General features: G+C 63.1%; 22 protein-coding genes. 13 read left to right on the top strand and 9 right to left on the bottom strand.

The window, feature by feature from the left end; translation table 11 throughout:
• Nucleotides 1–27: 27 nt before the first annotated feature.
• From NR126_RS24035 to NR126_RS24025, 3 genes are all read right to left on the bottom strand, one after another.
• Nucleotides 28–1,875, bottom strand: a complete 1,848-nt coding sequence (locus NR126_RS24035) for an amidohydrolase (protein WP_256831840.1) — start codon at nt 1,873–1,875, stop codon at nt 28–30.
• Nucleotides 1,876–1,902: 27 nt separating this feature from the next.
• Nucleotides 1,903–2,475 carry an antibiotic biosynthesis monooxygenase gene (locus NR126_RS24030; RefSeq protein WP_027618371.1) on the bottom strand — a complete coding sequence of 191 codons (573 nt, stop codon included), beginning with the start codon at nt 2,473–2,475 and terminating at the stop codon, nt 1,903–1,905.
• A gap of 87 nt (nt 2,476–2,562) precedes the next feature.
• The gene (locus tag NR126_RS24025; protein WP_027618372.1) at nt 2,563–3,207 is read right to left on the bottom strand and encodes a hydrolase; all 645 of its coding nucleotides are present in this window, start codon (nt 3,205–3,207) and stop codon (nt 2,563–2,565) included.
• Between the two features lie 137 nt (nt 3,208–3,344).
• On the opposite strand from NR126_RS24025, the gene NR126_RS24020 reads away from it, so the two are divergent.
• Nucleotides 3,345–4,286, top strand: a complete 942-nt coding sequence (locus NR126_RS24020) for a LysR family transcriptional regulator (RefSeq protein WP_051550511.1) — start codon at nt 3,345–3,347, stop codon at nt 4,284–4,286.
• On the opposite strand, the gene NR126_RS24015 is transcribed toward NR126_RS24020, so the two are convergent.
• Nucleotides 4,225–5,238: an AraC family transcriptional regulator gene (locus NR126_RS24015; RefSeq protein WP_105755753.1), complete on the bottom strand. Its 1,014-nt coding sequence runs from the start codon at nt 5,236–5,238 to the stop codon at nt 4,225–4,227. The genes NR126_RS24020 and NR126_RS24015 overlap by 62 nt on opposite strands.
• Nucleotides 5,239–5,440: 202 nt before the next feature.
• Between NR126_RS24015 and NR126_RS24010 the strand changes: the two genes are divergently transcribed.
• From NR126_RS24010 to NR126_RS24000, 3 genes are read left to right on the top strand one after another with little or no spacing between them, the layout of a single operon-like run.
• Nucleotides 5,441–6,625 (top strand): acetyl-CoA C-acyltransferase family protein, encoded by a 1,185-nt coding sequence (locus tag NR126_RS24010; protein ID WP_027618374.1) that lies wholly within the window; start codon nt 5,441–5,443, stop codon nt 6,623–6,625.
• Between the two features lie 14 nt (nt 6,626–6,639).
• On the top strand, nt 6,640–7,491 hold the full coding sequence (locus tag NR126_RS24005) for a 3-hydroxybutyryl-CoA dehydrogenase (RefSeq protein ID WP_027618375.1): 852 nt from the start codon (nt 6,640–6,642) through the stop codon (nt 7,489–7,491).
• Nucleotides 7,478–8,080: a TetR/AcrR family transcriptional regulator gene (locus NR126_RS24000; protein WP_027618376.1), complete on the top strand. Its 603-nt coding sequence runs from the start codon at nt 7,478–7,480 to the stop codon at nt 8,078–8,080. The genes NR126_RS24005 and NR126_RS24000 overlap by 14 nt, the downstream gene beginning before the upstream one ends.
• Before the next feature lie 59 nt (nt 8,081–8,139).
• On the opposite strand, the gene NR126_RS23995 is transcribed toward NR126_RS24000, so the two are convergent.
• Complete coding sequence (locus NR126_RS23995; RefSeq protein ID WP_256831838.1) at nt 8,140–9,441, bottom strand: OprD family porin; 1,302 nt, start codon at nt 9,439–9,441, stop codon at nt 8,140–8,142.
• Nucleotides 9,442–9,713: 272 nt separating this feature from the next.
• Between NR126_RS23995 and NR126_RS23990 the strand changes: the two genes are divergently transcribed.
• Nucleotides 9,714–9,977, top strand: a complete 264-nt coding sequence (locus NR126_RS23990; protein ID WP_027618388.1) for a DUF2790 domain-containing protein — start codon at nt 9,714–9,716, stop codon at nt 9,975–9,977.
• 3 nt (nt 9,978–9,980) lie between these two features.
• Here the strand turns inward: NR126_RS23990 and NR126_RS23985 are convergent, their stop codons facing one another.
• Complete coding sequence (locus tag NR126_RS23985; RefSeq protein WP_256831837.1) at nt 9,981–10,244, bottom strand: DUF1652 domain-containing protein; 264 nt, start codon at nt 10,242–10,244, stop codon at nt 9,981–9,983.
• On the opposite strand from NR126_RS23985, the gene NR126_RS23980 reads away from it, so the two are divergent.
• Together NR126_RS23980 and eco are read left to right on the top strand one after the other, a co-directional pair.
• Nucleotides 10,147–10,467 (top strand): hypothetical protein, encoded by a 321-nt coding sequence (locus NR126_RS23980; RefSeq protein WP_177433279.1) that lies wholly within the window; start codon nt 10,147–10,149, stop codon nt 10,465–10,467. The genes NR126_RS23985 and NR126_RS23980 overlap by 98 nt on opposite strands.
• 45 nt (nt 10,468–10,512) lie before the next feature.
• Nucleotides 10,513–10,992 (top strand): serine protease inhibitor ecotin, encoded by a 480-nt coding sequence (eco, locus tag NR126_RS23975; protein ID WP_027618390.1) that lies wholly within the window; start codon nt 10,513–10,515, stop codon nt 10,990–10,992.
• 4 nt (nt 10,993–10,996) lie between these two features.
• On the opposite strand, the gene NR126_RS23970 is transcribed toward eco, so the two are convergent.
• Nucleotides 10,997–12,142: a PQQ-dependent sugar dehydrogenase gene (locus tag NR126_RS23970; RefSeq protein ID WP_256831836.1), complete on the bottom strand. Its 1,146-nt coding sequence runs from the start codon at nt 12,140–12,142 to the stop codon at nt 10,997–10,999.
• 30 nt (nt 12,143–12,172) lie between these two features.
• Nucleotides 12,173–12,544: a hypothetical protein gene (locus tag NR126_RS23965; RefSeq protein ID WP_027618392.1), complete on the bottom strand. Its 372-nt coding sequence runs from the start codon at nt 12,542–12,544 to the stop codon at nt 12,173–12,175.
• Nucleotides 12,545–12,731: 187 nt separating this feature from the next.
• On the opposite strand from NR126_RS23965, the gene NR126_RS23960 reads away from it, so the two are divergent.
• Entirely contained in the window at nt 12,732–13,595 is an 864-nt protein-coding gene (locus tag NR126_RS23960; RefSeq protein WP_256831835.1) for a Ku protein, read from the top strand.
• A gap of 18 nt (nt 13,596–13,613) precedes the next feature.
• A complete protein-coding gene (ligD, locus tag NR126_RS23955; protein WP_256831833.1) occupies nt 13,614–16,079 on the top strand; it encodes a DNA ligase D in 2,466 nt (821 codons plus the stop codon).
• On the opposite strand, the gene lpxO is transcribed toward ligD, so the two are convergent.
• Nucleotides 16,076–16,975 carry a lipid A hydroxylase LpxO gene (lpxO, locus tag NR126_RS23950; protein WP_027618395.1) on the bottom strand — a complete coding sequence of 300 codons (900 nt, stop codon included), beginning with the start codon at nt 16,973–16,975 and terminating at the stop codon, nt 16,076–16,078. The two genes, ligD and lpxO, sit on opposite strands and share 4 nt — an antisense overlap.
• Nucleotides 16,976–17,278: 303 nt before the next feature.
• Between lpxO and NR126_RS23945 the strand changes: the two genes are divergently transcribed.
• Genes NR126_RS23945 through NR126_RS23930 form a run of 4 tightly spaced genes read left to right on the top strand, consistent with a single transcriptional unit; the run spans nt 17,279 to nt 22,042 of the window.
• Nucleotides 17,279–18,382: an AI-2E family transporter gene (locus NR126_RS23945; RefSeq protein WP_256831827.1), complete on the top strand. Its 1,104-nt coding sequence runs from the start codon at nt 17,279–17,281 to the stop codon at nt 18,380–18,382.
• A 10-nt stretch (nt 18,383–18,392) separates the two neighbouring features.
• Nucleotides 18,393–19,937 carry an efflux transporter outer membrane subunit gene (locus NR126_RS23940; protein ID WP_256831825.1) on the top strand — a complete coding sequence of 515 codons (1,545 nt, stop codon included), beginning with the start codon at nt 18,393–18,395 and terminating at the stop codon, nt 19,935–19,937.
• Nucleotides 19,930–21,030: an HlyD family secretion protein gene (locus NR126_RS23935; protein WP_256831823.1), complete on the top strand. Its 1,101-nt coding sequence runs from the start codon at nt 19,930–19,932 to the stop codon at nt 21,028–21,030. The genes NR126_RS23940 and NR126_RS23935 overlap by 8 nt, the downstream gene beginning before the upstream one ends.
• A complete protein-coding gene (locus tag NR126_RS23930) occupies nt 21,020–22,042 on the top strand; it encodes a DUF2955 domain-containing protein (protein WP_027618399.1) in 1,023 nt (340 codons plus the stop codon). The genes NR126_RS23935 and NR126_RS23930 overlap by 11 nt, the downstream gene beginning before the upstream one ends.
• Nucleotide 22,043: the final 1 nt, after the last annotated feature.

Genomic DNA, 22,043 nt, shown 5'->3' with positions numbered 1-22,043 from the left:
GCTGTTCAGGCGCCCCGGTGGTTTCAATCAGAAGGCGAAACACGAACAACCAAACGCCCCCCAGAAGCCCTGGAAGTCGCTGACCGGCGCATTCGAAAGGCGCGCCCGATCATGGCTATGGGAATGCACCGCGCAGGGGCCGCTGCACTGGTGAACCTGGTTGGCCAGCGGCGATTGCGGCCGCCAGTGCCCCGGCACCTTGACCACCGGCGACCAGTCCGGGGTCACCGGCAACGGCGCCGGCGCCAGCCGATCGAAGTCACCGGCGGCGTGCACGACCTGGCCGCCGACCACGGTCAACAGCGACTCGATCCACTTGATGGCCTCGTCCTCGACACTGAAATAGTCCGCCGAGAGCGCCACCAGGTCCGCCAGTTGCCCGACCTTGATCTGGCCTTTCTTGCCCTGCTCCGACGAAAACCAGGCGCTGCCGTGGGTGTACAGTTCCAGCGCGGTGTCGCGGGACAAACCCTGCGGATACAGCTCCAGGCCACCCACCGTGCGCCCGCTGACCATCCAGTACAGCGAGGTCCAGGGGTTGTAGCTCGACACCCGCGTGGCATCGGTGCCGGCGCCCACCGGCACGCCCTCGGCGAGCATGCGCTGGATTGGCGGGGTCATCTCGGCCGCCTTGGCGCCGTAGCGCTCGACAAAGTACTCGCCCTGAAAAGCCATGCGGTCCTGAATCGCGATGCCGCCGTTCAGCGCCCGCACCCGCTCGATGTTTTTCGGGCTGATGGTTTCGGCGTGATCGAAGAACCACGGCAAGCCGTTGAACGGGATATCCCGGTTGACCTTCTCGAACACGTCGAGCATCCGCGAGATCGATTCGTCGTAGGTGGCGTGCAGGCGAAACGGCCAGCGCTGCTCCACCAAATGGCGCACCACCGGTTCCAGTTCCTGCTCCATGGTCAGCGGCAGATCCGGACGCGGTTCGAGGAAATCTTCGAAGTCCGCCGCCGAGAACACCAGCATTTCCCCAGCGCCATTGTGCCGCAGGTAATCATCGCCTTGGTGCAGGGTGACGCTGCCGGTCCAGTTCTTGAAGTCGGTCAGCTCTTCCTTGGGTTTCTGGGTGAACAGGTTGTAGGCGATGCGGATGGTCAACTGTTGCTTGGCCGCCAGCTCGTTGATCACTTGATAGTCGTCGGGGTAATTCTGGAAACCACCGCCGGCGTCGATGGCGCTGGTCACGCCCAGGCGATTGAGTTCGCGCATGAACTGACGAGTGGAGTTGACCTGATATTCCAGCGGCAGTTTCGGCCCCTTGGACAGGGTCGAATAGAGGATCATCGCGTTGGGCCGCGCCACCAGCATGCCGGTGGGTTCGCCGTTGGCATCGCGGACAATCTCGCCACCCGGCGGGTTCGGTGTGTTGCGGTTGTAGCCCACCACCCGCAAGGCCGCACGGTTGAGCAAGGCGCGGTCGTACAGGTGCAGGACGAACACCGGGGTATCGGGCGCCGCCTTGTTCAGTTCATCGATAGTCGGCATGCGTTTTTCGGCAAACTGGAATTCGTTCCAGCCGCCCACCACCCGCACCCACTGCGGCGCCGGTGTGCGTTCGGCCTGGTCCTTGAGCATGCGCAAGGCGTCCACCAGTGACGGCACTCCTTCCCAGCGCAGTTCCAGATTGTAGTTGAGGCCGCCACGGATCAGGTGCAGGTGCGAGTCATTGAGCCCGGGGATCACCGTGAGGCCCTTCAGGTCGATCACCTGAGTCGCGCTGCCGCGCAGGGCCATGGCCTCGGCGTCGTTGCCCACCGCGACGAAACGCCCGTCCTTGATCGCCACCGCGGTGGCCGTGGGGTTGGCGCGGTCGACCGTGTGCAGGCGACCGTTGTGCAAAATCAGATCGGCAATTGTGTTGTGCATCACAGGATTCCTTTATCGAAAAAAGGCTCAGGCAGCCGGCGGTTGCAGCCAGCGGCTGAACAGGCGGGTGACACGGGGCATGAACACGTAGACCACCAGCAGCACAATGGTCGCGGTGATCAGCACGTTGGCCGGCACCCGTCCGCCCAGCCAGGGCACCCGACTGAACAGCGGCTGGAACAGCAGCGGCACCAGGAAGGTCAGCGGCAAGATCACCAGGAAGGTCACACAGGCCTGCTTCCAGCGCGGTGGTGGCGTGGCACCGGCTTCCACCGGGGTGAACCAGAACTCGCGGTCGGCATTGATTTCGGTCTGGTCGCCGTCGGCAAGCATCGGCCGGGCGATCTCCACCAGGCTGCGGCGGTCTTCGGAGTCGAGCCAGGTCTGCAGTTGCTCGGTGCTGGCGAAACGCAGGACGCTGGTGAACTGCGCCAGGCCCTGGCGATGGCCGCGCATCACATCGATGCCCAGGTGTCCGGGATAGCTGCGCGCCTTGGCGATGATCCCGCGTAGCCACTCTTCATAGGCCTGATCCTGGCCCTTCCTGACCGTGTGCCGCACCAACAGGGTGACCACGCCGTCCGACAGATCGATTTCCATCACTCACTCTCCAGGCCCGGTGAAGACCTTCAACGGTAGCTCAACAACGTCAGGGCCGGACGCGAAGTTCGCGCCCGGCCGACAGCTTTACTTGACCTGACGCTGCGGCGCCTTGTGCACCATGGTGTAGGCGTAGTCGACGCCCATGCCGTAGGCGCCGCTGTGCTCGAGCACCAGACCCATCACTGCGTCGTAGGTTTCCTTGTGTGCCCAATCGCGCTGGTATTCGAGCAACACCTGCTGCCAGGTCACCGGCACCGCACCGGCCTGGATCATGCGCTGTACCGACATGTCATGGGCTTCCTTGCTGGTGCCGCCCGAGGCGTCGGTGACGATGTACACCTCGTAGCCTTCAGCCAGGGCTTCGAGGGCCGGGAAGTTCAAGCAAACTTCGGTCCACAGCGCCGCCATGATCAGTTTCTTGCGCCCCGTGGCCTTGACCGCTTCCACCAGTTTCTTGTCTTCCCAGGAGTTCATCGAGGTGCGCTCGATCGGCTGCTGATCCGGGAACACGCTCAACAATTCCGGCCAGATGTAGCCGCTGAAGCTTTCGGTTTCGACCGAAGTGAGGAGGGTCGGCACGTTGAAAATCTTCGCCGCCTTGGCCAGGGCCACGGTGTTGTTCTTCAAGGTCTGGCGATCGATCGATTGCACGCCGAAAGCCATTTGCGGCTGGTGGTCGATCAGGATCAGGGTGGAGTTGCTTGGGTTGAGCAGTTCACGAATGGACATGGCGCGTTCCTTTTGATGTCAGTGATGGGCGGTGCGTGCTGCGGTGTGCAGCGCGTCTGGAGGCCAATTTAGCGACTAGTCATTACAGGGACAATTACCTAGAATCCGGATTCATTGTTTCAACATCAGGGACAGTTATGGACCGCGTCGATTGCATGCGGGCGTTTGTCGCCACCGTTGGGGAAAACGGCTTCGCCGCTGCTGCCCGGCTGATGGGTGTGCCACGCTCGAAAGTCAGTAAACAGATTCAAGCGCTGGAAGAGGCCATTGGCGTGCAATTGCTGCAACGCACCACCCGCAACCTGCACTTGACCGAAGCCGGCGCCGAGTACTACGAGGCGGCGCGGGAAGTGATCGCGGCGGTGGATGAGGCCGAGCAGCGGGCGCGCAGTGGCAGCGGTGAGTTGCGCGGCGTGTTGCGGGTCAATGCGCCGATGTCGTTTGGTCTGCGGCGGCTCGGGCGGCTGATTCCGCAGTTCCATGCGCAGCACCCGAACATCGAATTGCAACTGGTGCTCAGCGACCAGCAGGTCGACCCGGTGCGCGGCGGTTTCGATGTGACCATCCGCATTGCCAGCCTGGCGGATTCATCGCTGGTCGCCCGCCTGCTGGCCCCTGCCCCACGGATCCTGGTGGCCTCGCCGTGCTACCTGGCGCGGGCCGGGACGCCGCGCTCACCCAAGGAGCTGAGCGCGCACCAGTGCCTGAACTACGGCTACTTGCAAAGCGGCGTCAGCCTGCAATTGAGCAACGGCAAGGAGACTCAGCGGGTACATGTCACCGGACCGTTGCACGCGAACAACGGCGACTTGCTGGCGCAGGCCGCCGAAGCCGGCATGGGCATTGCCCTGCTGCCCGATTTCATTGTCGAGGAGGCGCTGTGCGCGGGCCGCCTGGTGCCGGTGATGTGCGAGTGGCAGGCGCCGCCCATCAGCATCCACGCGGTTTACCCGTCGGCGCGCCGGGTGCCGCAGAAGACCCGCGCCTTCATCGACTTCATGGTGGCGGCGCTGGCGCTTACGGCTTGCCCTGGAAGCGTGCCCGATAACGCCCTGGGCTCTCACCCGTCCACTTCTTGAAGGCGCGGTGAAAGGCGCTGGGTTCCTGAAAGCCAATCTGCTCGGCAATCGCCGTGACGCTGGCCTGGGTCCGGCGCAGTTGCTCGATGGCCACGGCACGCCGCACCTCGTCCTTGATCTCCTGGAACGAGCAGCCCTCGCGCTCGAGCTTGCGGCGCACGGTGCTGGGGCTCAGGTGTTGTTCGCTGGCAAAGGCTTCCAGGGTCGGCCACTGGCTGTAGTGGGTGTGGCGCAGGCGCTGATGGACCTGGGCGGCGAGGCCGTGCTGGTTACGGAAACGGATCACCAGCCATTGCGGGGCACTTCGCAGGAAGGCCTTGAGCGAGGCCAGGTCCTGGGTCACCGGCAGTTGCAGGTAACGGCTGTCGAACTCGATTTCGGTGCGCTGGGCGCCGAACGTCAGGTTGGCGCCCCAGAGCAAGGCGTCGTCACTCAGGGACAGACGCTCATGCTGAAAGTCAGCGCGATCAATGGGGATCCGCCGTCCGCCGAGCCAGCACAGCAGGCTGATCATCAACACCAGGAAGGTTTCTTCGCCATAACGCGCCAGTTCATCGTTCTGCGCTTCGGTCTGCAAGCTGATCACCGCGCGTTTGCCGCGCACCGTCAGGCTGCCGCGAAAGTCCCGCAGGAACAGCGCGAAGTTGGCCAGGCATTGGCGCATGGCTTTTTCCAGGTTGGTTTCCTGGATCAGCGCGCGGCAGATCAGGGCAAAGCTGCCGGGGGGCATGCCGTGGGAGTCGAGGCCGAAGAACTCGTCGTCCAGCTCACGGATCTGCGCCAGCCACAGGGCGGCGAACGCCTGGGCGGGCACCCGCGCCGCCGGCTGCTGCAACAGCGCCTGATCGATGCCCACTTCTTCGAGGATCGCCTGCAGGCGCTGCGGATCCGTGCGCAGGGCATGGATCATCGGGTACACGAAGTACACCGCTACCGAATCGCTTTCGCGCATCTGCTCCCCATCATCCGAATATGGCAAAAAACGCCAGCACCTTTGCGCGGTTGCGGCATAGGCGAACCGTCGCGGCAAACCCTAGACTCGATGCCATCACTTGCAGTGACCGCTTGGCGTGCCTGCAACTTCAACCGACATCAGCGCGGCGCCGACCATAGTACGTGAGCGACGCGCGTCCCACGAGACCCAGGGGTTCCCCATGAAGCATTCCGATATTTTTGTCCTCAGCGCCGTGCGTTCCGCGATCGGCGGTTTTGGCGGCTCGCTCAAGGACGTGGCGCCGATCGACCTGGGCACCACCGTCGCCCGTGCGGCCATCGAGCGCTCGGGCCTGGCCCCGGAAAAAATCGGCCACACCGTGATGGGCCACGTGATCCCGACCGAAACCCGCGACGCCTACCTGTCCCGCGTGATCTCGATGAACGCCGGCCTGCCCAAGGAAACCCCGGCCTTCAACGTCAACCGTCTGTGCGGCTCGGGCCTGCAGGCGATTGTCAGCGCCGCTCAGAGCCTGATGCTCGGTGATGCCGATGCCGCCCTGGCCGGTGGTGTCGAATCCATGAGCCGTGGCGCTTACCTGCTGCCGCAAGCTCGCTGGGGTGCGCGCATGGGCAACATCCAGGGCATCGACTACATGCTCGGCGCCCTGCACGACCCGTTCGCCGGCATCCACATGGGCATCACCGCGGAAAACATTGCTGAACACTTCGGCATCACCCGCGAAGCTCAGGACGCCCTGGCCCTGCAAAGTCAGCAACGTGCCGTGCGCGCCATTGCCGAAGGTCGTTTCGACAGTCAGATCGTGCCGATCGAAGTGCCGACCCGCAAAGGTCCGGTGTCCTTCGCCACCGATGAGCACGTGCGTGAAGACGCCAGCAGCGAGCAACTGCAGCGCATGAAACCGGCGTTCAAGAAAGACGGCAGCGTCACCGCCGGCAACGCCTCGGGCCTCAACGACGGCGCCGGTGCGCTGGTCCTGGCCACCGGCAAGCTGGTGGAAGAGCAAGGCCTGAAGCCGATGGCGCGGATCGTCGGTTACGCCCACGCCGGTGTCGACCCAGCCATGATGGGCCTCGGTCCAATCCCGGCCACCCGCCTGGTGCTGGAGCGCGCCGGCCTGACCGTCGCCGACCTCGACGTCATCGAGTCCAATGAAGCCTTCGCCGCCCAGGCTTGCGCCGTGGCTCAAGAACTGGGCTTCGATCCGGAGAAGGTCAACCCTAACGGTTCCGGCATTTCCCTGGGCCACCCAGTGGGCGCGACCGGCGCGATCATCGCCACCAAAGCCATCCACGAACTGCACCGCGTGCAGGGCCGTTACGCTCTGGCGACCATGTGCATCGGCGGCGGCCAAGGCATCGCCGTGCTGTTCGAGCGCGTGTGAGCAAGGACCTGACCATGAACCTGCAGAACATTGGCGTCATCGGCGCCGGCACCATGGGCAACGGCATCGCGCAGGTGTGCGCGGTGGCCGGCTTCAACGTGACCCTGATCGACATTGCCGACAGCGCCTTGCAAAAGGCCCTGGCGACGGTCGGCAAAAACCTCGATCGCCAGGTCAGCAAGGGCACCCTGAGTGAAGAGCAGAAGTTGGCGGCCCTCGACAAGATTGCCACCAGCACTGACTACGCCAGCCTGCACGGCGTGCAACTGGTGATCGAGGCGGCCACCGAGAACCTCGACCTCAAGCTGCGCTTGCTGCAACAGGCGGCGGCTCAGGTCGGCAGTGAGTGCGTGATTGCTTCGAATACCTCGTCGCTGTCGATCACTCAGTTGGCAGCCAGTGTCAGCCATCCTGAGCGCTTCATCGGCCTGCATTTCTTCAACCCGGTGCCGGTGATGGCGCTGATCGAAGTGATCCGTGGCCTGCAAACCAGCGACGCGACACACGCCCTGGCCCTGGCCATGGCCGAGCGCCTGGGCAAGACCGCGATCACGGCGGGCAACCGTCCGGGCTTCGTGGTCAACCGCATCCTCGTGCCGATGATCAACGAAGCAGTGCTGGTGCTACAGGAAGGCCTGGCCAACGCCGAGGACATCGACGCCGGCATGCGCCTGGGCTGCAACCAGCCGATCGGTCCGCTGGCGTTGGCCGACCTGATTGGCCTGGATACCCTGCTGGCGATCATGCAAGCCTTCTACGACGGCTTCAACGACAGCAAATACCGCCCCGCGCCCTTGCTCAAGGAAATGGTCGCGGCGGGTTATCTGGGTCGCAAGACCGGGCGCGGCTTCCATGCCTACGACTGAGCGCTGCTCGCGCTTCGCGGACAGCCGCGACAAAGCCCTGGAGCTGTTCGCCAGCAAGGGCTTTGGCCAGGTCGGCATGCGTGAGCTGGCAGCGTACCTGGGGCTGACCCCAGGTTCGCTGTATCACCACTACCCGAGCAAACAGCACCTGCTGCTGGATTTGATCGAAGAATTCTACGAAGAACTGCTGGCGACTCTGGCCCGCATTGAACGGCGGCGCTCCCTCGATCGCCTGCAACCGCTGATCCAGGCGCACCTAAAGCTGCACCAGGACATGCCCTGGCATTTCCGCCTGGTGGAACGCGACAGCAGTTGCCTGAATGAAGAACAACAGGCGCAGGTTCGCCAGTTGCAGTTGGGTTATGAGCAACGGCTGATCCGCGTGTTGTGCCCCGTATCGTCTTTGAGCGAACCTGCACTGCAAGCCGCCGGCCACGCCATCGCCAGCCTCCTCAACAACGCCCCCGGCTGGTTGCAACACCACCCCCTGCCCCCCCGCGAACGCGAGCGCCTGCTGCACAGTCTGCTGGCGGGCGCCATTGAACGGCTGCTGGCCGACAATGCTCCATTGCAGGTGCATGTGGCCTGACATTGTCGCCGTCCAACTATCTCTGTGGGACCGAGCTTGCTCGGGATGAGGCCGCAGCCTCACAGCAGCGAAAAGTTGTAACTGACGATCAACCGCGTTTCGTCCACATCCCGGGCCACTTGTGCGTAGTTGGTCCGGTAGGTGGCGCTACGCAGGCGCAGGCTCAGGTCTTTGAAGGTGCCGCTTTGCACCACGTACTTGAGCTCGCTGTCACGTTCCCACTCCTTGCCCTCCTCGTCGCTCCCGGCAACCTTAATCCGGTCGCCGTTGACATAGCGGGTGAGAAAGCTAAGTCCATTGATGCCGATGGCCTTGAAGTCATAGTCGTAGCGCAGTTGCCAGGAACGTTCCTGGGCTGCAGCGAAGTCGTTGACCTGCACGTAGTTGACCAGGAACGGGTTGCTGCCATCCAGGTAAGGCATGGAGTTGTCGCCGATCATCCGCTGCCAGCCGCCACTGAAGGTGTGGCCGCTGAGGGTGTAGCCGAGCATGGCGCTGAGCGCGCGGTTGTCGATCGAACCGGCACGGGCGGCGCCACTGTCACTGCTGCTGAGCAGCCGCAAATCGCCTTTCAACCGCCCGACACCCAGCGGTTGATTGCCCAGCAGGCCGATAAAGTGCTGGCGGTAGATATCTTCCAGCTCCGCATACTGATACTGGGCGCTCAGACGCTCGTTGACGCGGTAATCAACGCCATACAGATCAAAGTGATCGGCAGTGATATTGCAGGCGTAACGCTTGTTCTTGCAGTGCACACGGATGTCCTGGCGGTCGGTGGAATCCCGGGCGGTGTAGCCGTCCAGGCGCGCCGCGGTGAAGGTCAGGTCCTTGAGCTCGCTGGAGGTGAGCAAGGCACCGTTGAACTGGGTCGGCAGCAGGCGGCCGTCGTTGTATTTGAGCAGTGGCATGTCCGGGAGCAAGGCGCCGTACTTGAGCACGCTGTGGGAGACCCGGGCCTTGGCAGTCAGGCCGAGCTTGGCGTACTGATCCTCCGAACCTCGCGGGTGGGAGCCCGAGGAAGGCAACAGGCCGCTGTTGCTGCTACCGGGGCTGGAATCAAGCTTGAACCCGAGCATGCCCAGGGCATCGACGCCAAAACCGACGGTGCCTTCGCTGTAGCCCGACTGCAGATTGAGAATAAAGCCCTGGGCCGACTCTTCGCGTTTGGACGCGCCTTGGGGGTTGGAGCTGTGACCATCACGAAAGTCGCGGTTGAAATACACCGTGCGCGCTTCCAGTTGCGCGCTGCTGTCGTCAATGAAACCGGCGGCATGGCTGGTTGCGGTAAAACCGCCGCACAGGACGACAGCGCCCAGGCCCAGGAACGGGCACGGGGTGATGAGGGAAAACGGGGGACGCATGTAAAGCTCCAGCAGACAACACACAGCGCTCACCCGGCCGACAACCGAGCGCCGCAGTGATGGGGGAAGTGACAGGTAGTGATCGGCAATGATCGCAGAGGGCCTGGTGACACGGCAGACGACTTTAGTCGGAAAAATCCGCGTAACGATCAGTTAATTCTATAGTCCAAGAGTAACTGGACCGCGTTCGCGCCAACCCTGATGACGCCCAGCGCGGCAGCGCCGACCTTGTGCAAGGTCGTGCCCACTCAAGCCCGCACTGGAGAAATTCCATGAACATGCCCCCCCTGTTGCTCGTATCTGCCCTCGCCTGCAGCGCTGTGTCCGGCTTCGCGCTGGCCGATAGCAGCCCGGTCAAACCCGTGCCCTATCACTACGGCATGCCGCTGCACGTGGAAAAGGTCATTTCAATGACCGAACCCGCGACCTGGGACTGCAAAGTCATCACCGCGCAAATGACCTTCATCGATAACGTCGGCAAACAGGAAGCCATCACCTATCAAAAGCTGTCGGACGCCTGCAGCTATCAGAACTGAAGCCTATAAGGCCCTGACCCTGAGTTGCTGATTGCCGGGCCTGTTCGCCAATTCCTGGCGCAGCCCGGCAATCAGCTCGTTGATTTCGCGGCAGCCGGTCAAGGCGCTGGCGTCTATGCCGGTGACTATCAGATCGAGCTGATCGGTCTGGTGGTCACCGAACACCTTGATGGTCATCGATAACTCTGGTGAGAGGGTGCATTGGCAGCGTTTCGGCAAAAAACTGCTTTCGATGATGTTGCGTAATTCCAGGGCAGACAAAAACATGACTAAACGCTCCTTCTTCTTGATCGTTGATCGAACCGATTTTTATTGGGCATCAAGAGAAGAACCGCATAAAACATGCCGAACCCTGCTTGAGACGAACTGCCGAAGGATCAGCGACTTGCCCTGGGAGCTGGCCTTTCGCCTCATGCAAAACGCCTTAATCGGGATAATTCCTACCGCAATTTGCCCGGTTGCGATTTGCAATGATTCGTCGCCACAGTAAAAATGCTCGCGCTGAATTCATTCATTTCCCACGCAAGGAGGCACTATGCGTTCCCCTCACCTCGGCGCCCTCGCCGTGCTGCTGGCCAGCCTGTCGACCCAGGCCCTGGCGGCCAAGCTCGAAGATGTCGCGCCTTTCCCGAAAGCCGAGAAAGGCCACACCCGGCTGGTCATTCAACTCGCGCCGAAAAACACTGAAGAGGATTACCAGGTCGAGATCATCGCCGGTAAGACCCTGCCCGTGGACTGCAACAAGCCACGCCTGGGCGGGATCCTCGAGGAAAAGAACCTGGAAGGCTGGGGCTATCCGTACTACCGGATCGACAAGGTGATCGGCCCGATGAGCACCCTGATGGCCTGCCCCGAAGGCACCACCACGCAGGGCTTCGTGCCGGTGGTGGGTGATGGCTTCATGTTGCGCTACAACAGCAAGCTGCCGATCGTCCTCTATGTGCCCAAGGATCTGGAAGTGCGCTATCGCATCTGGTCGGCCGAGGCCACGATCGGTAAAGCCGTGGCCGAGTAACCGGCTACAGGCCGACCTTGTACAGCACCCCGTCGCTCTCGTCGGTCAGCAGGTACAGGTAGCCATCCGGCCCAAGGCGCACATCGCGGATGCGCGCCTTGAGATCCCCCAGCAAACGCTCCTCATGCACGACCTTGTCGCCCTCCAGTTGCAGGCGGATCAATTCGCGGCTGGCCAGCGCCCCCATGAACACGTTGTGCTGCCAGACCTTGAAACGCTCACCATCGTAGAACGCCATGCCGCTGATACCCGGTGACTGCTCCCAGACATGCAGCGGGCCGACCGCGCCTTCGACCGTCTTGCCCTTGGCTTCCGGGATCGGTTGCCCGGAATAGTTGATACCGTGGGTGGCGTAGGGCCAACCGTAATTCTTGCCGCGCCCGATGATGTTGATTTCATCGCCCCCCTTGGGCCCATGTTCGTTCTCCCACAGCTCGCCGCTCCACGGGTTGAGCGCCGCCCCCTGCGGATTGCGTTGGCCGTAGGACCAGATTTCCTCGCGCACCCCGGCTTGACCGACAAAAGGGTTGTCCCTGGGCACCTGGCCGTCGGGGCGGATCCGCACGACCTTGCCCTGCAGCTTGTCGAGATCCTGGGCGGTTTCCCGCACGTTGTTCTCTCCCAGGGTGATGAACAGGTAACCGTCGCGATCAAACACCAGGCGCGAGCCGAAGTGGTTGCTGGTGGACAGCTTGGGTTCCTGGCGGAAAATCACCTGGAAACTCTCCAACGCCGTGCGGTCCGCCGAGAGCCTGCCACGGCCCACCGCCGTCCCGGCCTTGTCGCCGGCGCCGCCACCCTCGGCATACGACAGGTAAACCAGGCGGTCAGTCTTGAATTCCGGCGACAGCACCACATCGAGCAAACCGCCCTGGCCCTTGGCCCAGACCTTGGGCACGCCACTCAAGGGTGCCGAACGCTGGCCGTCGGCGCTGACGATACGAAGGTTGCCCGGGCGCTCGGTCACCAGCATGCCCTGTTGATCGGGCAGGAACGCCAGGGCCCAGGGGTGTTCGAGGCCACGGGTCACTTCGGTGACCACCAGGGTGCCCTGCTCGCTCGGCATCTGTTGGGGCGAAGCGGCAGACGCTGGCCATGTTGCCACCAGTGCAGTCCCACAAAGGCCGGCCAAAAGAGTTTTACGCCACATGCACACATCCTTTTTCAGTCATGAATTCGATCAGCGATTGCTGGTGTCCGGGTCCCGGGGCGGCGGCGCCGGCGAGACATAGGGCTTGACCGGCGCCGGCGTTGAACCGGGGCGCGGATAGCCATTGCCGATGCCGCCGTTATCCAAAGTGGGCGGGCGCGGTACGGGCACGGTATTGGGGCCGCGGACCGGTGGCGTCGCTGGCTGCGAGCCCTGCATGCTGTTGGGGTTGGCCCGGCGGATCGGGCTGTTGTAGGGGTTGTTGTTACCGGGCAGATTCTGCGCCAGGGTCAACTCGGGACCGGCCAGCGCTGCAACGCGTTCCGGATCGTCCAGCGCCTGGGCCGGTCCGGCCAGCACGGCCGACGTCAGCAGCGAAACAGCCAGTAAATATCTGTTCATGGTGGGGATCCTCCATTGCATCAGCTTCATGGCGTTCGATACCACGCTACGCGCAGGGTTCGACTCTGTGAAGGAAATACTCCCTGACAAAGTGTTACAAGCACTCATCCTTTAACGCTTGGCAATCCGTGGAAACTTTCCTCCAACCCTGCCGGTCACCTGATCATCAGGGTAGGAGGCAACGGTGATGGCACGCTCAATCTGGAAAGGCGCAATCAGTTTCGGACTGGTGCATATCCCCGTGTCGCTGGTGTCGGCGACGTCCTCCCAAGGCGTCGACTTCGATTGGCTGGACCAGCGCAGCATGGACCCGGTGGGCTACAAACGAGTCAATAAAGTCAACGGCAAAGAGGTGACCAAAGAGCACATCGTCAAGGGCGTGCAATACGAAAAAGGCCGCTATGTGGTGTTGAGCGAGGATGAAATTCGCTCCGCACACCCAGCCTCGACCCAGACCATCGACATCTTTGCCTTCGTCGACAGTAAACAGATCCCCCTGCAGAACATCGACACCCCGTACTTCCTGGCGCCGGACAAACGCGGCGGCAAGGTCTACGCGCTGCTGCGTGAGACCCTGGCAAAAACCAAAAAGGTCGCCCTGACCCACGTGGTCCTGCACACCCGCCAGCACCTGGCGGCACTGATGCCGCTGGAGTCGGCCCTGGTGCTGGTGATGCTGCGCTGGCCCGCCGAGGTGCGCAGCCTTGGCGAACTGGCGCTGGGACGCGACGTGACCGATGCGACGCTGACCAAGGGCGAATTGGACATGGCCAAGCGCCTGGTCGACGACATGAGCGGTGACTGGCAGCCCGACGATTACCGCGACAGCTTCCAGGACAAGATCATGGCCCTGGTGGAGAAAAAGGCCCATGCCGGCAAGATCGAGAATATCGAGCGGGTCAGCGACGACGAGCCGCGCAAGTCCGCCGACGTCATCGACCTCACCGAACTGCTCAAGCGCAGCCTCGGCGCCAAGGTCGGGAAGAAACCGGCCAAGACTTCCGGCAAACCCGCGCCGGCGAAAAAGCCCCGCAAAGCAGCCGGCGATTGATCGCCAGGGACGGAAGCCGTGAGCAAGGCCATCAGCGAGTACACGCGCAAACGCAACTTTGATATCACCTCCGAGCCTGCCGAAGCGCCGGCAGCCAAAGGCGCAAAAAAATCGCCGACGGCCCTGCGCTTCGTGATCCAGAAGCACGATGCGCGCAACCTGCACTACGACTTTCGCCTGGAACTTGCGGGCACCCTGAAAAGCTGGGCGGTGCCCAAGGGGCCGAGCCTGGACCCGAGCCAGAAACGCCTGGCGGTGCATGTCGAGGACCATCCGCTGGGCTATGCCAGTTTCGAGGGCAGCATCCCCGCCGGCCAGTACGGTGCCGGTGACGTGATCGTCTGGGATCAAGGCATCTGGCAACCCCACGATGAGCCGAAGGCCGCCTACAAGGCTGGCAAACTCAAGTTCACCCTGGTCGGTGAAAAGCTCAGCGGCGACTGGACCCTGGTCAAGACCCGCCTCAAGGGCAGCGGCGACAAGGAGCAGTGGCTGCTGATCAAGGAACAGGACGCCCAGGCCCGGCCCATCGGCGACTACGACCTGGTCAAGGAGCTGCCCGAGAGTGTCCTCAGCGATGCCAGCATCGCCGAGCGCACACCGGTAAATAAAGCCCGTAGCAAACCCGCCAAAGTGAGTACCGCGCTGCCCGAACAGTTCGCCCCGCAACTGGCGACCCTGATGGAGCAAGCGCCCGAAGGCGAGTGGAGCTACGAGATCAAGTTCGACGGCTACCGCATCCTGGCCCGAATCGACCACGGCCAAGTGCGCCTACTGACCCGCAATGGCCATGACTGGACCGAGCGCCTGCCGCGCCAGGCCAAGGCCCTTGAAGGCCTGAAGCTCGATGGCAGCTGGCTGGACGGCGAGTTGGTGGTGCTCAACGAACAGGGTCTGCCGGATTTTCAGGCGTTGCAGAACGCCTTCGACATCGGCCGAACTCTGGACATGGTCTATTTCCTGTTCGACGCGCCCTTTCTAAAGGGTGTTGACCAGCGTGAGCTGCCGGTGGAAGAGCGCCGGGCCGCGTTGAAAACCGCCCTGGGGCGTCGGCCGGGCAAGCTGCTGCGGTTTTCCGAAGCCTTCACCGCCCATCACCAGGACATCCTCGAAAGCGCTTGCACCCTGCAGCTCGAAGGAGTGATCGGCAAACGCGCCGGCAGCCCCTACGTGAGCAAGCGCAGCAGCGACTGGATCAAGCTCAAGTGCCGGCAGCGCCAGGAATTCGTGATTGTCGGCTACACCGCGCCCAAGGGTTCGCGCAGCGGTTTTGGTGCATTGCTGCTGGCGGTCAATGACGATGAAGGCCTGGTCTACGCCGGGCGGGTCGGCACCGGCTTCAACCAGAAGTCGCTGAAACAGTTGCATGAACAACTGCAAGCACTGGCGCGCGACGCCTCGCCGCTGGCCAAACCACTGACCAGCGCCCAGAAGCGCGGCGTGCAGTGGGTCAAGCCACAATTGGTGGGCGAAGTCGAATTTGCCGAGTGGACCAACGATGGACTGATCCGCCACGCCACCTTTATCGCCCTGCGCAGCGACAAGCCGGCCAAGGAAATTGTCCACGAACAGGCCAATTCCGCCACTCCCTCCGAGGTGGCCGGCGTGCGCATTACCCACCCCGAACGGCTGATCGATGCCAAGAGCGGCACACAGAAATGGCAGGTGGCACAGTTCTACGCTGACATCGGCGACTGGATCCTGCCCCACCTGCGCCATCGCCCGGTGTCCTTGCTGCGAGCGCCCGAGGGAGTCGGCGGCGAGCCGTTCTTCCAGAAACACGCCGAGCGCCTGGCCATCCCCAACATTAGCCACCTGCCCGCCGAGCTCGACCCTGGCCACGCGCGACTGATGGCGATCGACAACCTCCAGGCCCTGGTGGGCGCAGTGCAAATGGGCACCCTCGAATTGCACACCTGGGGCGCGACCCAGGATGCCATCGAAACCCCTGACCTGTTCGTGCTGGACCTCGACCCGGACCCGGCGCTGCCGTGGAAAAGCATGCTCGAAGCCACCCACCTGCTACTCTCGGTGCTCGATGAGCTGGCGTTGGATGCGTACCTCAAAACCAGTGGCGGCAAGGGCATGCACCTGATCGTGCCGCTGGCGCGCAAGGAAGGCTGGGATACGGTCAAGGCGTTCGCCAAGGCCATTGCCCAGTTCATGGCCAACCAATTGCCGGAACGGTTCAGCGCCACCATGGGCCCGAAAAACCGCATCGGCAAAATCTTCATTGATTACCTGCGTAACGCCCGTGGCGCCAGCACCGTTGCGCCCTACTCGGTGCGGGCCCGCGAAGGATTGCCGGTGTCGGTGCCGATCTCCCGCGACGAACTCCATGGCCTGCGCAATGCACAGCAATGGACGGTGGCTAACCTGCAGGAGCGCCTGCTGAGGCTCAAGGCCGACCCGTGGGACGGCCTGGTGCATCGCCAGCGGATCAGCGCAAAAATGTGGAAACGCCTGGGGGCGACGAAACCCTAGAGCCAGATGAGCACGGCGAGCAGGCCGCCGAAAATCGCCCACTTCTCCAGATAATAACGCGTGCGATTGCGCTTTTTCAGCGCCTTGCCCCGCAGGCGGATCTTGTACAGGCGGGCGAACGCGCGATTGATCCCGCCGGTCTTGTCGCCAGCATCGTTCGGCGCGCCGGCGGCGGCCATTACGTTGCGGCTGAACCAGCCATTGAACGCCGCCGCCCAGCGATACTTCAGCGGGCGCTCAACGTCGCAGAACAGGATGATGCGGTTCTGCTGCGTGGTGTTTTGCGCGTAATGGATATAGGTCTCGTCGAACATCACCGGCTCGCCGTCGCGCCAGTGATAGCGCTCGCCGTCAACCTCGATGTAGCAACCAGGGTCGTTAGGGGTGTCCAGACCCAGGTGATAGCGATAAGAGCCGGCATAAGGGTCGCGGTGGCGTACCAGTTTCGAGCCCGGCGGCAGCTCGGCAAACATCGCCGCCTTGATCGAACCAATGCCCTGCACCAATTCGGTGGTGCGCGGGCACAGCTTGGTCGCCGAAGGGTGGCTGTCGCCATACCACTTCAAATAGAAGCGCTTCCAGCCGGTCTTGAAGAACGAATTGAAACCAACGTCGTTGTAGTCATCCGAGCGCTTGATTTCCCCGGCCTTGAGCAGGTTCTGCCCCTCTTCGCGGATGATCTCCCAGTTGGCCTGCAGCGGACTCAGGTCGGGAAAGTCCTTGGGGTCGAGGAACGGCCGGTTGGGCAATTTTGAGAACAGGTAGAGGAAGCTGTTAATGGGCGCGAGAAAGGTCGAATGATCGCTCAACTGCCGTCCCAGTGTGTGCCGGACCCGGCCACGCAGGTGCACATAGGCGATGGATAGAACGTAGAGGGAGACAATTATCAGTTTCACGAACAAGGGCCACATGTCAGGACAATACGGGCTGCGCGACGCAACATCGGTCGGCATTTTAGTCACATTTGGTAACCCAGGGACAACCGACCTTAGTGGACAGCCCTTGGGTTTCGGTAATCGCCGCGCAACCACGCCCATTAATGACAATTATTGATTCGCCGTCGCCCGCCTTCGCCCCTCAAATGTCGCCCCGGTCCTTCCCTATAAAGACGCCAGCAGGTTTCCCCGCCACTGCTGGATGAGCGTCTATGCTGGATTTACCTATTTCATGCCGTGGCCAATCGCTACCGGAGGCAATCTGTGATCCCCTCTACTCTCTTGGACCGAAGCTTTTCCCGGGAAATGCTCGATGTACTGATTCGCGCAGGCATTCTCGCGGTCATGGTGCTGTTCTGCTTCGAGATTTTCCGCCCCTTTCTCAATCTGATGCTGTGGGCGGTGATTCTCGCCATCACCCTCTATCCCCTGCATGGCCGTCTCGCACGCAAGCTGGGCACGCGCAGCGGCCACACCGCGACCCTGATGATCCTGATTGCAGTGGCCATTCTGATGGTCCCGGTCTATCTGTTGGGGACTTCACTGGTGGGCTCGGTGGAAAGCGCCATGGCCATTATCAAATCGGACAGCGTGCACATCCCGCCACCGCCCGAAGCGCTGGCCAACTGGCCGCTGATCGGCAAATCGCTGAACAGCCTGTGGGCCCAGGCCGCCGACAACCTGCCGGACCTGGTGCAGAAGTACATTCCCGAAATCAAGCAATTCAGCCTCTCGGTGCTGAGCAAACTGGCCGGGGCCGGCATGGGTTTCCTGGTGTTCATCTTCGCCCTGATCATCGCCGGGATCGTCATGGCCTGGGGCGAAAGCGGCAGCCGCAGCGCCGTGGCGATCGTTTCGCGGATTAGCGGCCCGGCTCGCGGCCCCTCCATCACCGAACTGTGCACCGCAACCATTCGCGCGGTGGCCCTGGGGGTGATCGGTATTGCCTTCATCCAGATGCTGCTGGTGGGCGCTGGCTTCGTGCTGATGGGCGTTCCCGCTGCCGGCCTGCTGGCCATGGCAGTCCTGTTGCTGGGCATCATGCAGTTGCCGGTGACCCTGATTACCCTGCCGGTGATCATATTCGTGTTCTTCACGGAGGGCGCGAGTACCGCCACCGTCATCTTCGCCATTTATGTGTTTATCGCCGGCCTGGTGGACAACGTGCTCAAGCCGCTGCTGCTGGGCCGTGGGGTCAACGTGCCGATGCCGGTGGTGCTGATCGGCGCCCTCGGCGGCATGGTCTCCAACGGCATCATCGGCCTGTTCATCGGCCCGGTGATCCTTGCCGTGGCGTATCAAGTGTTCTGGCAGTGGGTCAAGGATCAACCGCCCGCCCCTGCACTGGACGAGCAACGACCGCTATGACGCGCCTGCCATGGTGACATTCAGACAGGCGCAACACTTGCTGTTGCTGGGTATTCTGGGGCTGGGCGGCTGCGTGCGCCTGGGCCCGGACTTCCAGTCGCCCGCCGAACCCTGGACCCGGCAATGGGACAGCGCCGCCCTGGAGCACGCCAGCCAGCGTGGCGACAGTCCAGACCTGCGTCAATGGTGGCGGATCTTCGACGACCCGCTGCTGGACCGCCTGATCGCCCAGGCCGACGCCTATAACTCAAGCCTGAAAGTCGCCGGCCTGCGGGTCATGGAGGCCCGTGCCCAACTGGGCATTGCGCAAAGCGGGCGCTACCCGCAACTGCAACAGGCCAGCGCCGACACCCTGTACGTCAACCGCGACCAGGCCGGCGGGCGCAATCCGCAAAGCAGCGGATTCTGGCAATACAGCGCCGGCTTCGACATCGGCTGGGAAATGGATTTCTGGGGCCGTTTCAGTCGCGCCATCGAATCCTCGGACGCCAGCTACTTCGCCGCCCAGGCCAACTACGAAGACGTGCTGGTGCTGCTGCGTTCACAGGTTGCCGACACCTACTACGCCCTGCGCACCACCGAAGCGCGCTTGCGGGTGGCGCGGGAAAACGCCGTGCAACAGCAGCGCAGTTTTGAAATCACCGAGAAACTGTTCAACAGCGGCCAGACCGCCGAACTCGACGTGCAACAGGCGAAAACCCAGTACCTGGGCACCTTGAGCAACATCCCCAGCCTTGAAGACCAGGCGGCGCGGACCCGCAACGCGCTGGCGATCCTGATCGGCCAGGCCCCCGGACCGATGCCGCTGCTGCAGGAAAACACCGGCCTGATCCCGCTGATCGACCGTGCAGTGCTGCAAGACGTGCCCGCCGAGTTGCTGCTGCGCCGCCCGGATGTGCGCGCCGCCGAACTGAATGTCGCCGCGCAGTCAGCGCTGATCGGGGTTGCCGAGGCTGACTTCTACCCGTCCCTGAGCTTGCTCGGCAGCATCGTCTGGTCGGCCAATTCGGTCGGCGGTACGTCCAACAGCCTGGACGTCGTGGGCGGTCCGAGCCTGCGCTGGAATATTTTCGACCATGGCCGAATCAGCAATAACGTGCGGGTCCAGGATGCGCGCCTGCAGCAGTTGATCGAAGCCTATCGCGACAAGGTACGCCAGGCCGCGCGCGAAGCCGACGATGCCGCCACCGGCCTGACCAAGGCCCTGGAGCGCGAACGCATTCTGCGCGACGCCGCGTTTGCCGCCCAGCGCTCGCTGGTTCTGGCCAATACCCAATACCGCGAGGGCTATTCCGATTTCCAGCGGGTGCTCGACGCGCAAAGTGCATTGCTCGCCCAGCAGGATAATTACCTGCTCAGCCGCAGCAGCGCGGTGAGCAACCTGATCGCCCTGTACCGCGCCCTCGGCGGCGGCTGGTACAGCGCCCAGGCGCGGGTCGATCCGGCGACCAAACAATTGATGGAACAACGCAGCGACTGGGGCGACCTGCTGCAGGAACCTGACGCCGGCCTGCCCGCCCCGCCCCCAGAATCCAAGGTAGATAAGCATGAGTGAAGTCCCGTCAGCCGCCGCACCGGTGAACAAGAGCATCAAGTGGGTGCTGTTGGTGATTGTCCTGAGTCTGGCTTGGTACCTGCTGGCCGACCGTTTCACCCCCTACACCCAACAGGCGCGGGTCGGCGCCTTTGTGATTCCGGTCGCCTCGGAAGTGGCCGGCCGGGTGATCAAGGTCAACGTGCGCAACAACCAGGACGTCAAGGCCGGCGATGTGTTGTTCGAAGTCGATCCGCAGCCCTACCAGATCGCCGTCGACCGCGCCCGTGCCGACCTCGAATCAACCCGCCGGCAAATCGGTGCAAGCACCGCCGGGATCGCCTCGGCCCAGGCTAACCTGCGCGCGGCCCAGGCCAATGAACTGAAGACACGCCAGGACAATCAGCGCCTGGAAGGTCTGTACCGCGAGGACCGCGGGACCATCTCCGTGCGCCTGCTGGAGGTTTCGCGGGCCAATTACCAACAAGCCCTGAGCAAGGTGGCGGCGGCACAAGCCGAAGTGCAGCGCGCCCGTGAGCAGGAAGGCGGTAGCGAGGAAGACAACGCGCTGTTGCGCAGCGCTGCCAGTGCCTTGTCGAAAGCCGAACTGGACCTGGCCAATACCCGGGTCCACGCGCGTTCGGCGGGGCTGATCACTGATTTGCGCACCGACACCGGGCAATTTGCCGGCGCGGGCTCGCCGGTGATGACCCTGATTGCGATCCACGATGTCTGGATCAGCGCCGACATGACCGAAAACAACCTCGGCCTGGTCAAGCCCGACACGCCGATTTCGATTGTTCTCGATGCCCTGCCCGGCCAGGTCTTCGGCGGCCGCGTGCGCAGTGTCGGCTATGGCGTCAGCGTCGGCCAGCCGACTTCTCCCGGCACCCTGCCAACGGTGCAGAACAGCCGCGACTGGCTGCGTCCGGCGCAACGCTTTCCGGTCATCATCGAGTTCGATCAGGCGGCCCTGGCCGAACTGCGCGACAACGGCGGCATCCGTGCCGGCGGCCAGGCCGAGGTGATGGCCTTCCCCTCTGAAGGCAACCTGCTTAATCCCCTCGGGCGGGTGTTTCTGCGCCTGATGAGTTGGCTGTCCTATGCCTACTGAGCGCTCGCCGCAGGCCCAGCGCGCCCTGCGCCTGGCCAGCGGCACCGCGCTGTGCCTGGCGACCAGCTTTGGCCTCGGCCTGCCGATTCCATTCCTCGCGCCAGTGTTGGCGGTGTTGCTGCTGACCGCGCTGAACCAACCGCTGAAACTCAAGGCCGGCATCGGCCTGGCGCTGATCGCCATGCTCACCACCGGCATCGGCCTGCTGCTGATTCCGCTGCTGCGCTACTACGCGTTCAGCGCCGTGTTGTTGGTGGGCGTTGGGCTGTTCGTGGTGTTTCGCATGGGCCTGCGCGGCGCCAACAACCTGATTGTGACCTTCCTGATCATCGGCCTGACCATGATCTCCGCTGCCGGCGTCGCCGACTTCGGCCTGGCGGTGATGGTGATCAATGCACTGGTACGCGGCCTGTTTCTCGCGGTGCTGATGGTCGGCGTCAGTCACTGGCTGTTTCCCGAACCCGGCAATGCCCCGACCCCGGCGGCTGCGGCACTGCTGTCGGCCAGCGAAGTCACGCGGATCGCCCTGCGCGCCACGCTGATCGTGCTGCCGGCTTTCCTCCTGGCGCTGCTCGACCCGGCCAGCTACCTGCCGATCATCCTCAAGGCGGTCAGCCTCGGCCAGCAAAGCTCCACCACCGGCACCCGGCATGCCGGGCGTGAACTGCTCGGCTCGACCCTGCTCGGCGGTCTTCTTGCCGTGCTGTTCTGGGGCGCGCTGAGTCTGTTTGTGCATCTGTGGATGTTTTTTTTATGGATGCTGCTGTTTGGTTTGTGGGTCGGGCGCAAGCTCTATCGTCTGACCCCGACCCGGCTCAGCCCGGGGTTCTGGCTCAACACGCTGGTGACCATGATCATCCTGCTCGGCCAGTCGGTGCAGGACAGCGCCGCCGGCAAGGACGTGCAGACCGCCTTCGCGGTGCGCATGGGGCTGTTTATCCTGGTGACGCTGTATGCCTGCCTGATGGTGCAAGTGCTGGATCAGCGCAGTAGTCGGCGGGCGATGGCCTGAC

The sequence above is a fragment of the Pseudomonas sp. Pse1 genome, assembly GCF_024519635.1.
Taxonomy (GTDB): domain Bacteria; phylum Pseudomonadota; class Gammaproteobacteria; order Pseudomonadales; family Pseudomonadaceae; genus Aquipseudomonas.
The sequence above is the reverse complement of the archived record's forward strand: the minus strand, read 5'-3'. Positions and strand labels throughout refer to the sequence as shown.

Excerpts from the sequence above, each read along its gene's own strand:
- NR126_RS23970 (WP_256831836.1), bottom strand. The coding sequence starts at position 12,142 with ATGTGGCGTAAAACTCTTTTGGCCGGCCTTTGTGGGACTGCACTGGTG.
- NR126_RS23985 (WP_256831837.1), bottom strand. The coding sequence starts at position 10,244 with ATGTTTTTGTCTGCCCTGGAATTACGCAACATCATCGAAAGCAGTTTT.
- NR126_RS24025 (WP_027618372.1), bottom strand. The coding sequence starts at position 3,207 with ATGTCCATTCGTGAACTGCTCAACCCAAGCAACTCCACCCTGATCCTG.
- NR126_RS23930 (WP_027618399.1), top strand. The coding sequence starts at position 21,020 with ATGCCTACTGAGCGCTCGCCGCAGGCCCAGCGCGCCCTGCGCCTGGCC.
- NR126_RS23995 (WP_256831838.1), bottom strand. The coding sequence starts at position 9,441 with ATGCGTCCCCCGTTTTCCCTCATCACCCCGTGCCCGTTCCTGGGCCTG.
- NR126_RS23940 (WP_256831825.1), top strand. The coding sequence starts at position 18,393 with ATGGTGACATTCAGACAGGCGCAACACTTGCTGTTGCTGGGTATTCTG.
- NR126_RS24000 (WP_027618376.1), top strand. The coding sequence starts at position 7,478 with ATGCCTACGACTGAGCGCTGCTCGCGCTTCGCGGACAGCCGCGACAAA.
- NR126_RS24005 (WP_027618375.1), top strand. The coding sequence starts at position 6,640 with ATGAACCTGCAGAACATTGGCGTCATCGGCGCCGGCACCATGGGCAAC.
- eco (WP_027618390.1), top strand. The coding sequence starts at position 10,513 with ATGCGTTCCCCTCACCTCGGCGCCCTCGCCGTGCTGCTGGCCAGCCTG.
- NR126_RS23935 (WP_256831823.1), top strand. The coding sequence starts at position 19,930 with ATGAGTGAAGTCCCGTCAGCCGCCGCACCGGTGAACAAGAGCATCAAG.
- NR126_RS24030 (WP_027618371.1), bottom strand. The coding sequence starts at position 2,475 with ATGGAAATCGATCTGTCGGACGGCGTGGTCACCCTGTTGGTGCGGCAC.
- NR126_RS23990 (WP_027618388.1), top strand. The coding sequence starts at position 9,714 with ATGAACATGCCCCCCCTGTTGCTCGTATCTGCCCTCGCCTGCAGCGCT.
- NR126_RS24035 (WP_256831840.1), bottom strand. The coding sequence starts at position 1,875 with ATGCACAACACAATTGCCGATCTGATTTTGCACAACGGTCGCCTGCAC.
- NR126_RS24015 (WP_105755753.1), bottom strand. The coding sequence starts at position 5,238 with ATGCGCGAAAGCGATTCGGTAGCGGTGTACTTCGTGTACCCGATGATC.
- NR126_RS23980 (WP_177433279.1), top strand. The coding sequence starts at position 10,147 with ATGGTCATCGATAACTCTGGTGAGAGGGTGCATTGGCAGCGTTTCGGC.
- NR126_RS24020 (WP_051550511.1), top strand. The coding sequence starts at position 3,345 with ATGGACCGCGTCGATTGCATGCGGGCGTTTGTCGCCACCGTTGGGGAA.
- NR126_RS23965 (WP_027618392.1), bottom strand. The coding sequence starts at position 12,544 with ATGAACAGATATTTACTGGCTGTTTCGCTGCTGACGTCGGCCGTGCTG.
- NR126_RS23960 (WP_256831835.1), top strand. The coding sequence starts at position 12,732 with ATGGCACGCTCAATCTGGAAAGGCGCAATCAGTTTCGGACTGGTGCAT.
- NR126_RS24010 (WP_027618374.1), top strand. The coding sequence starts at position 5,441 with ATGAAGCATTCCGATATTTTTGTCCTCAGCGCCGTGCGTTCCGCGATC.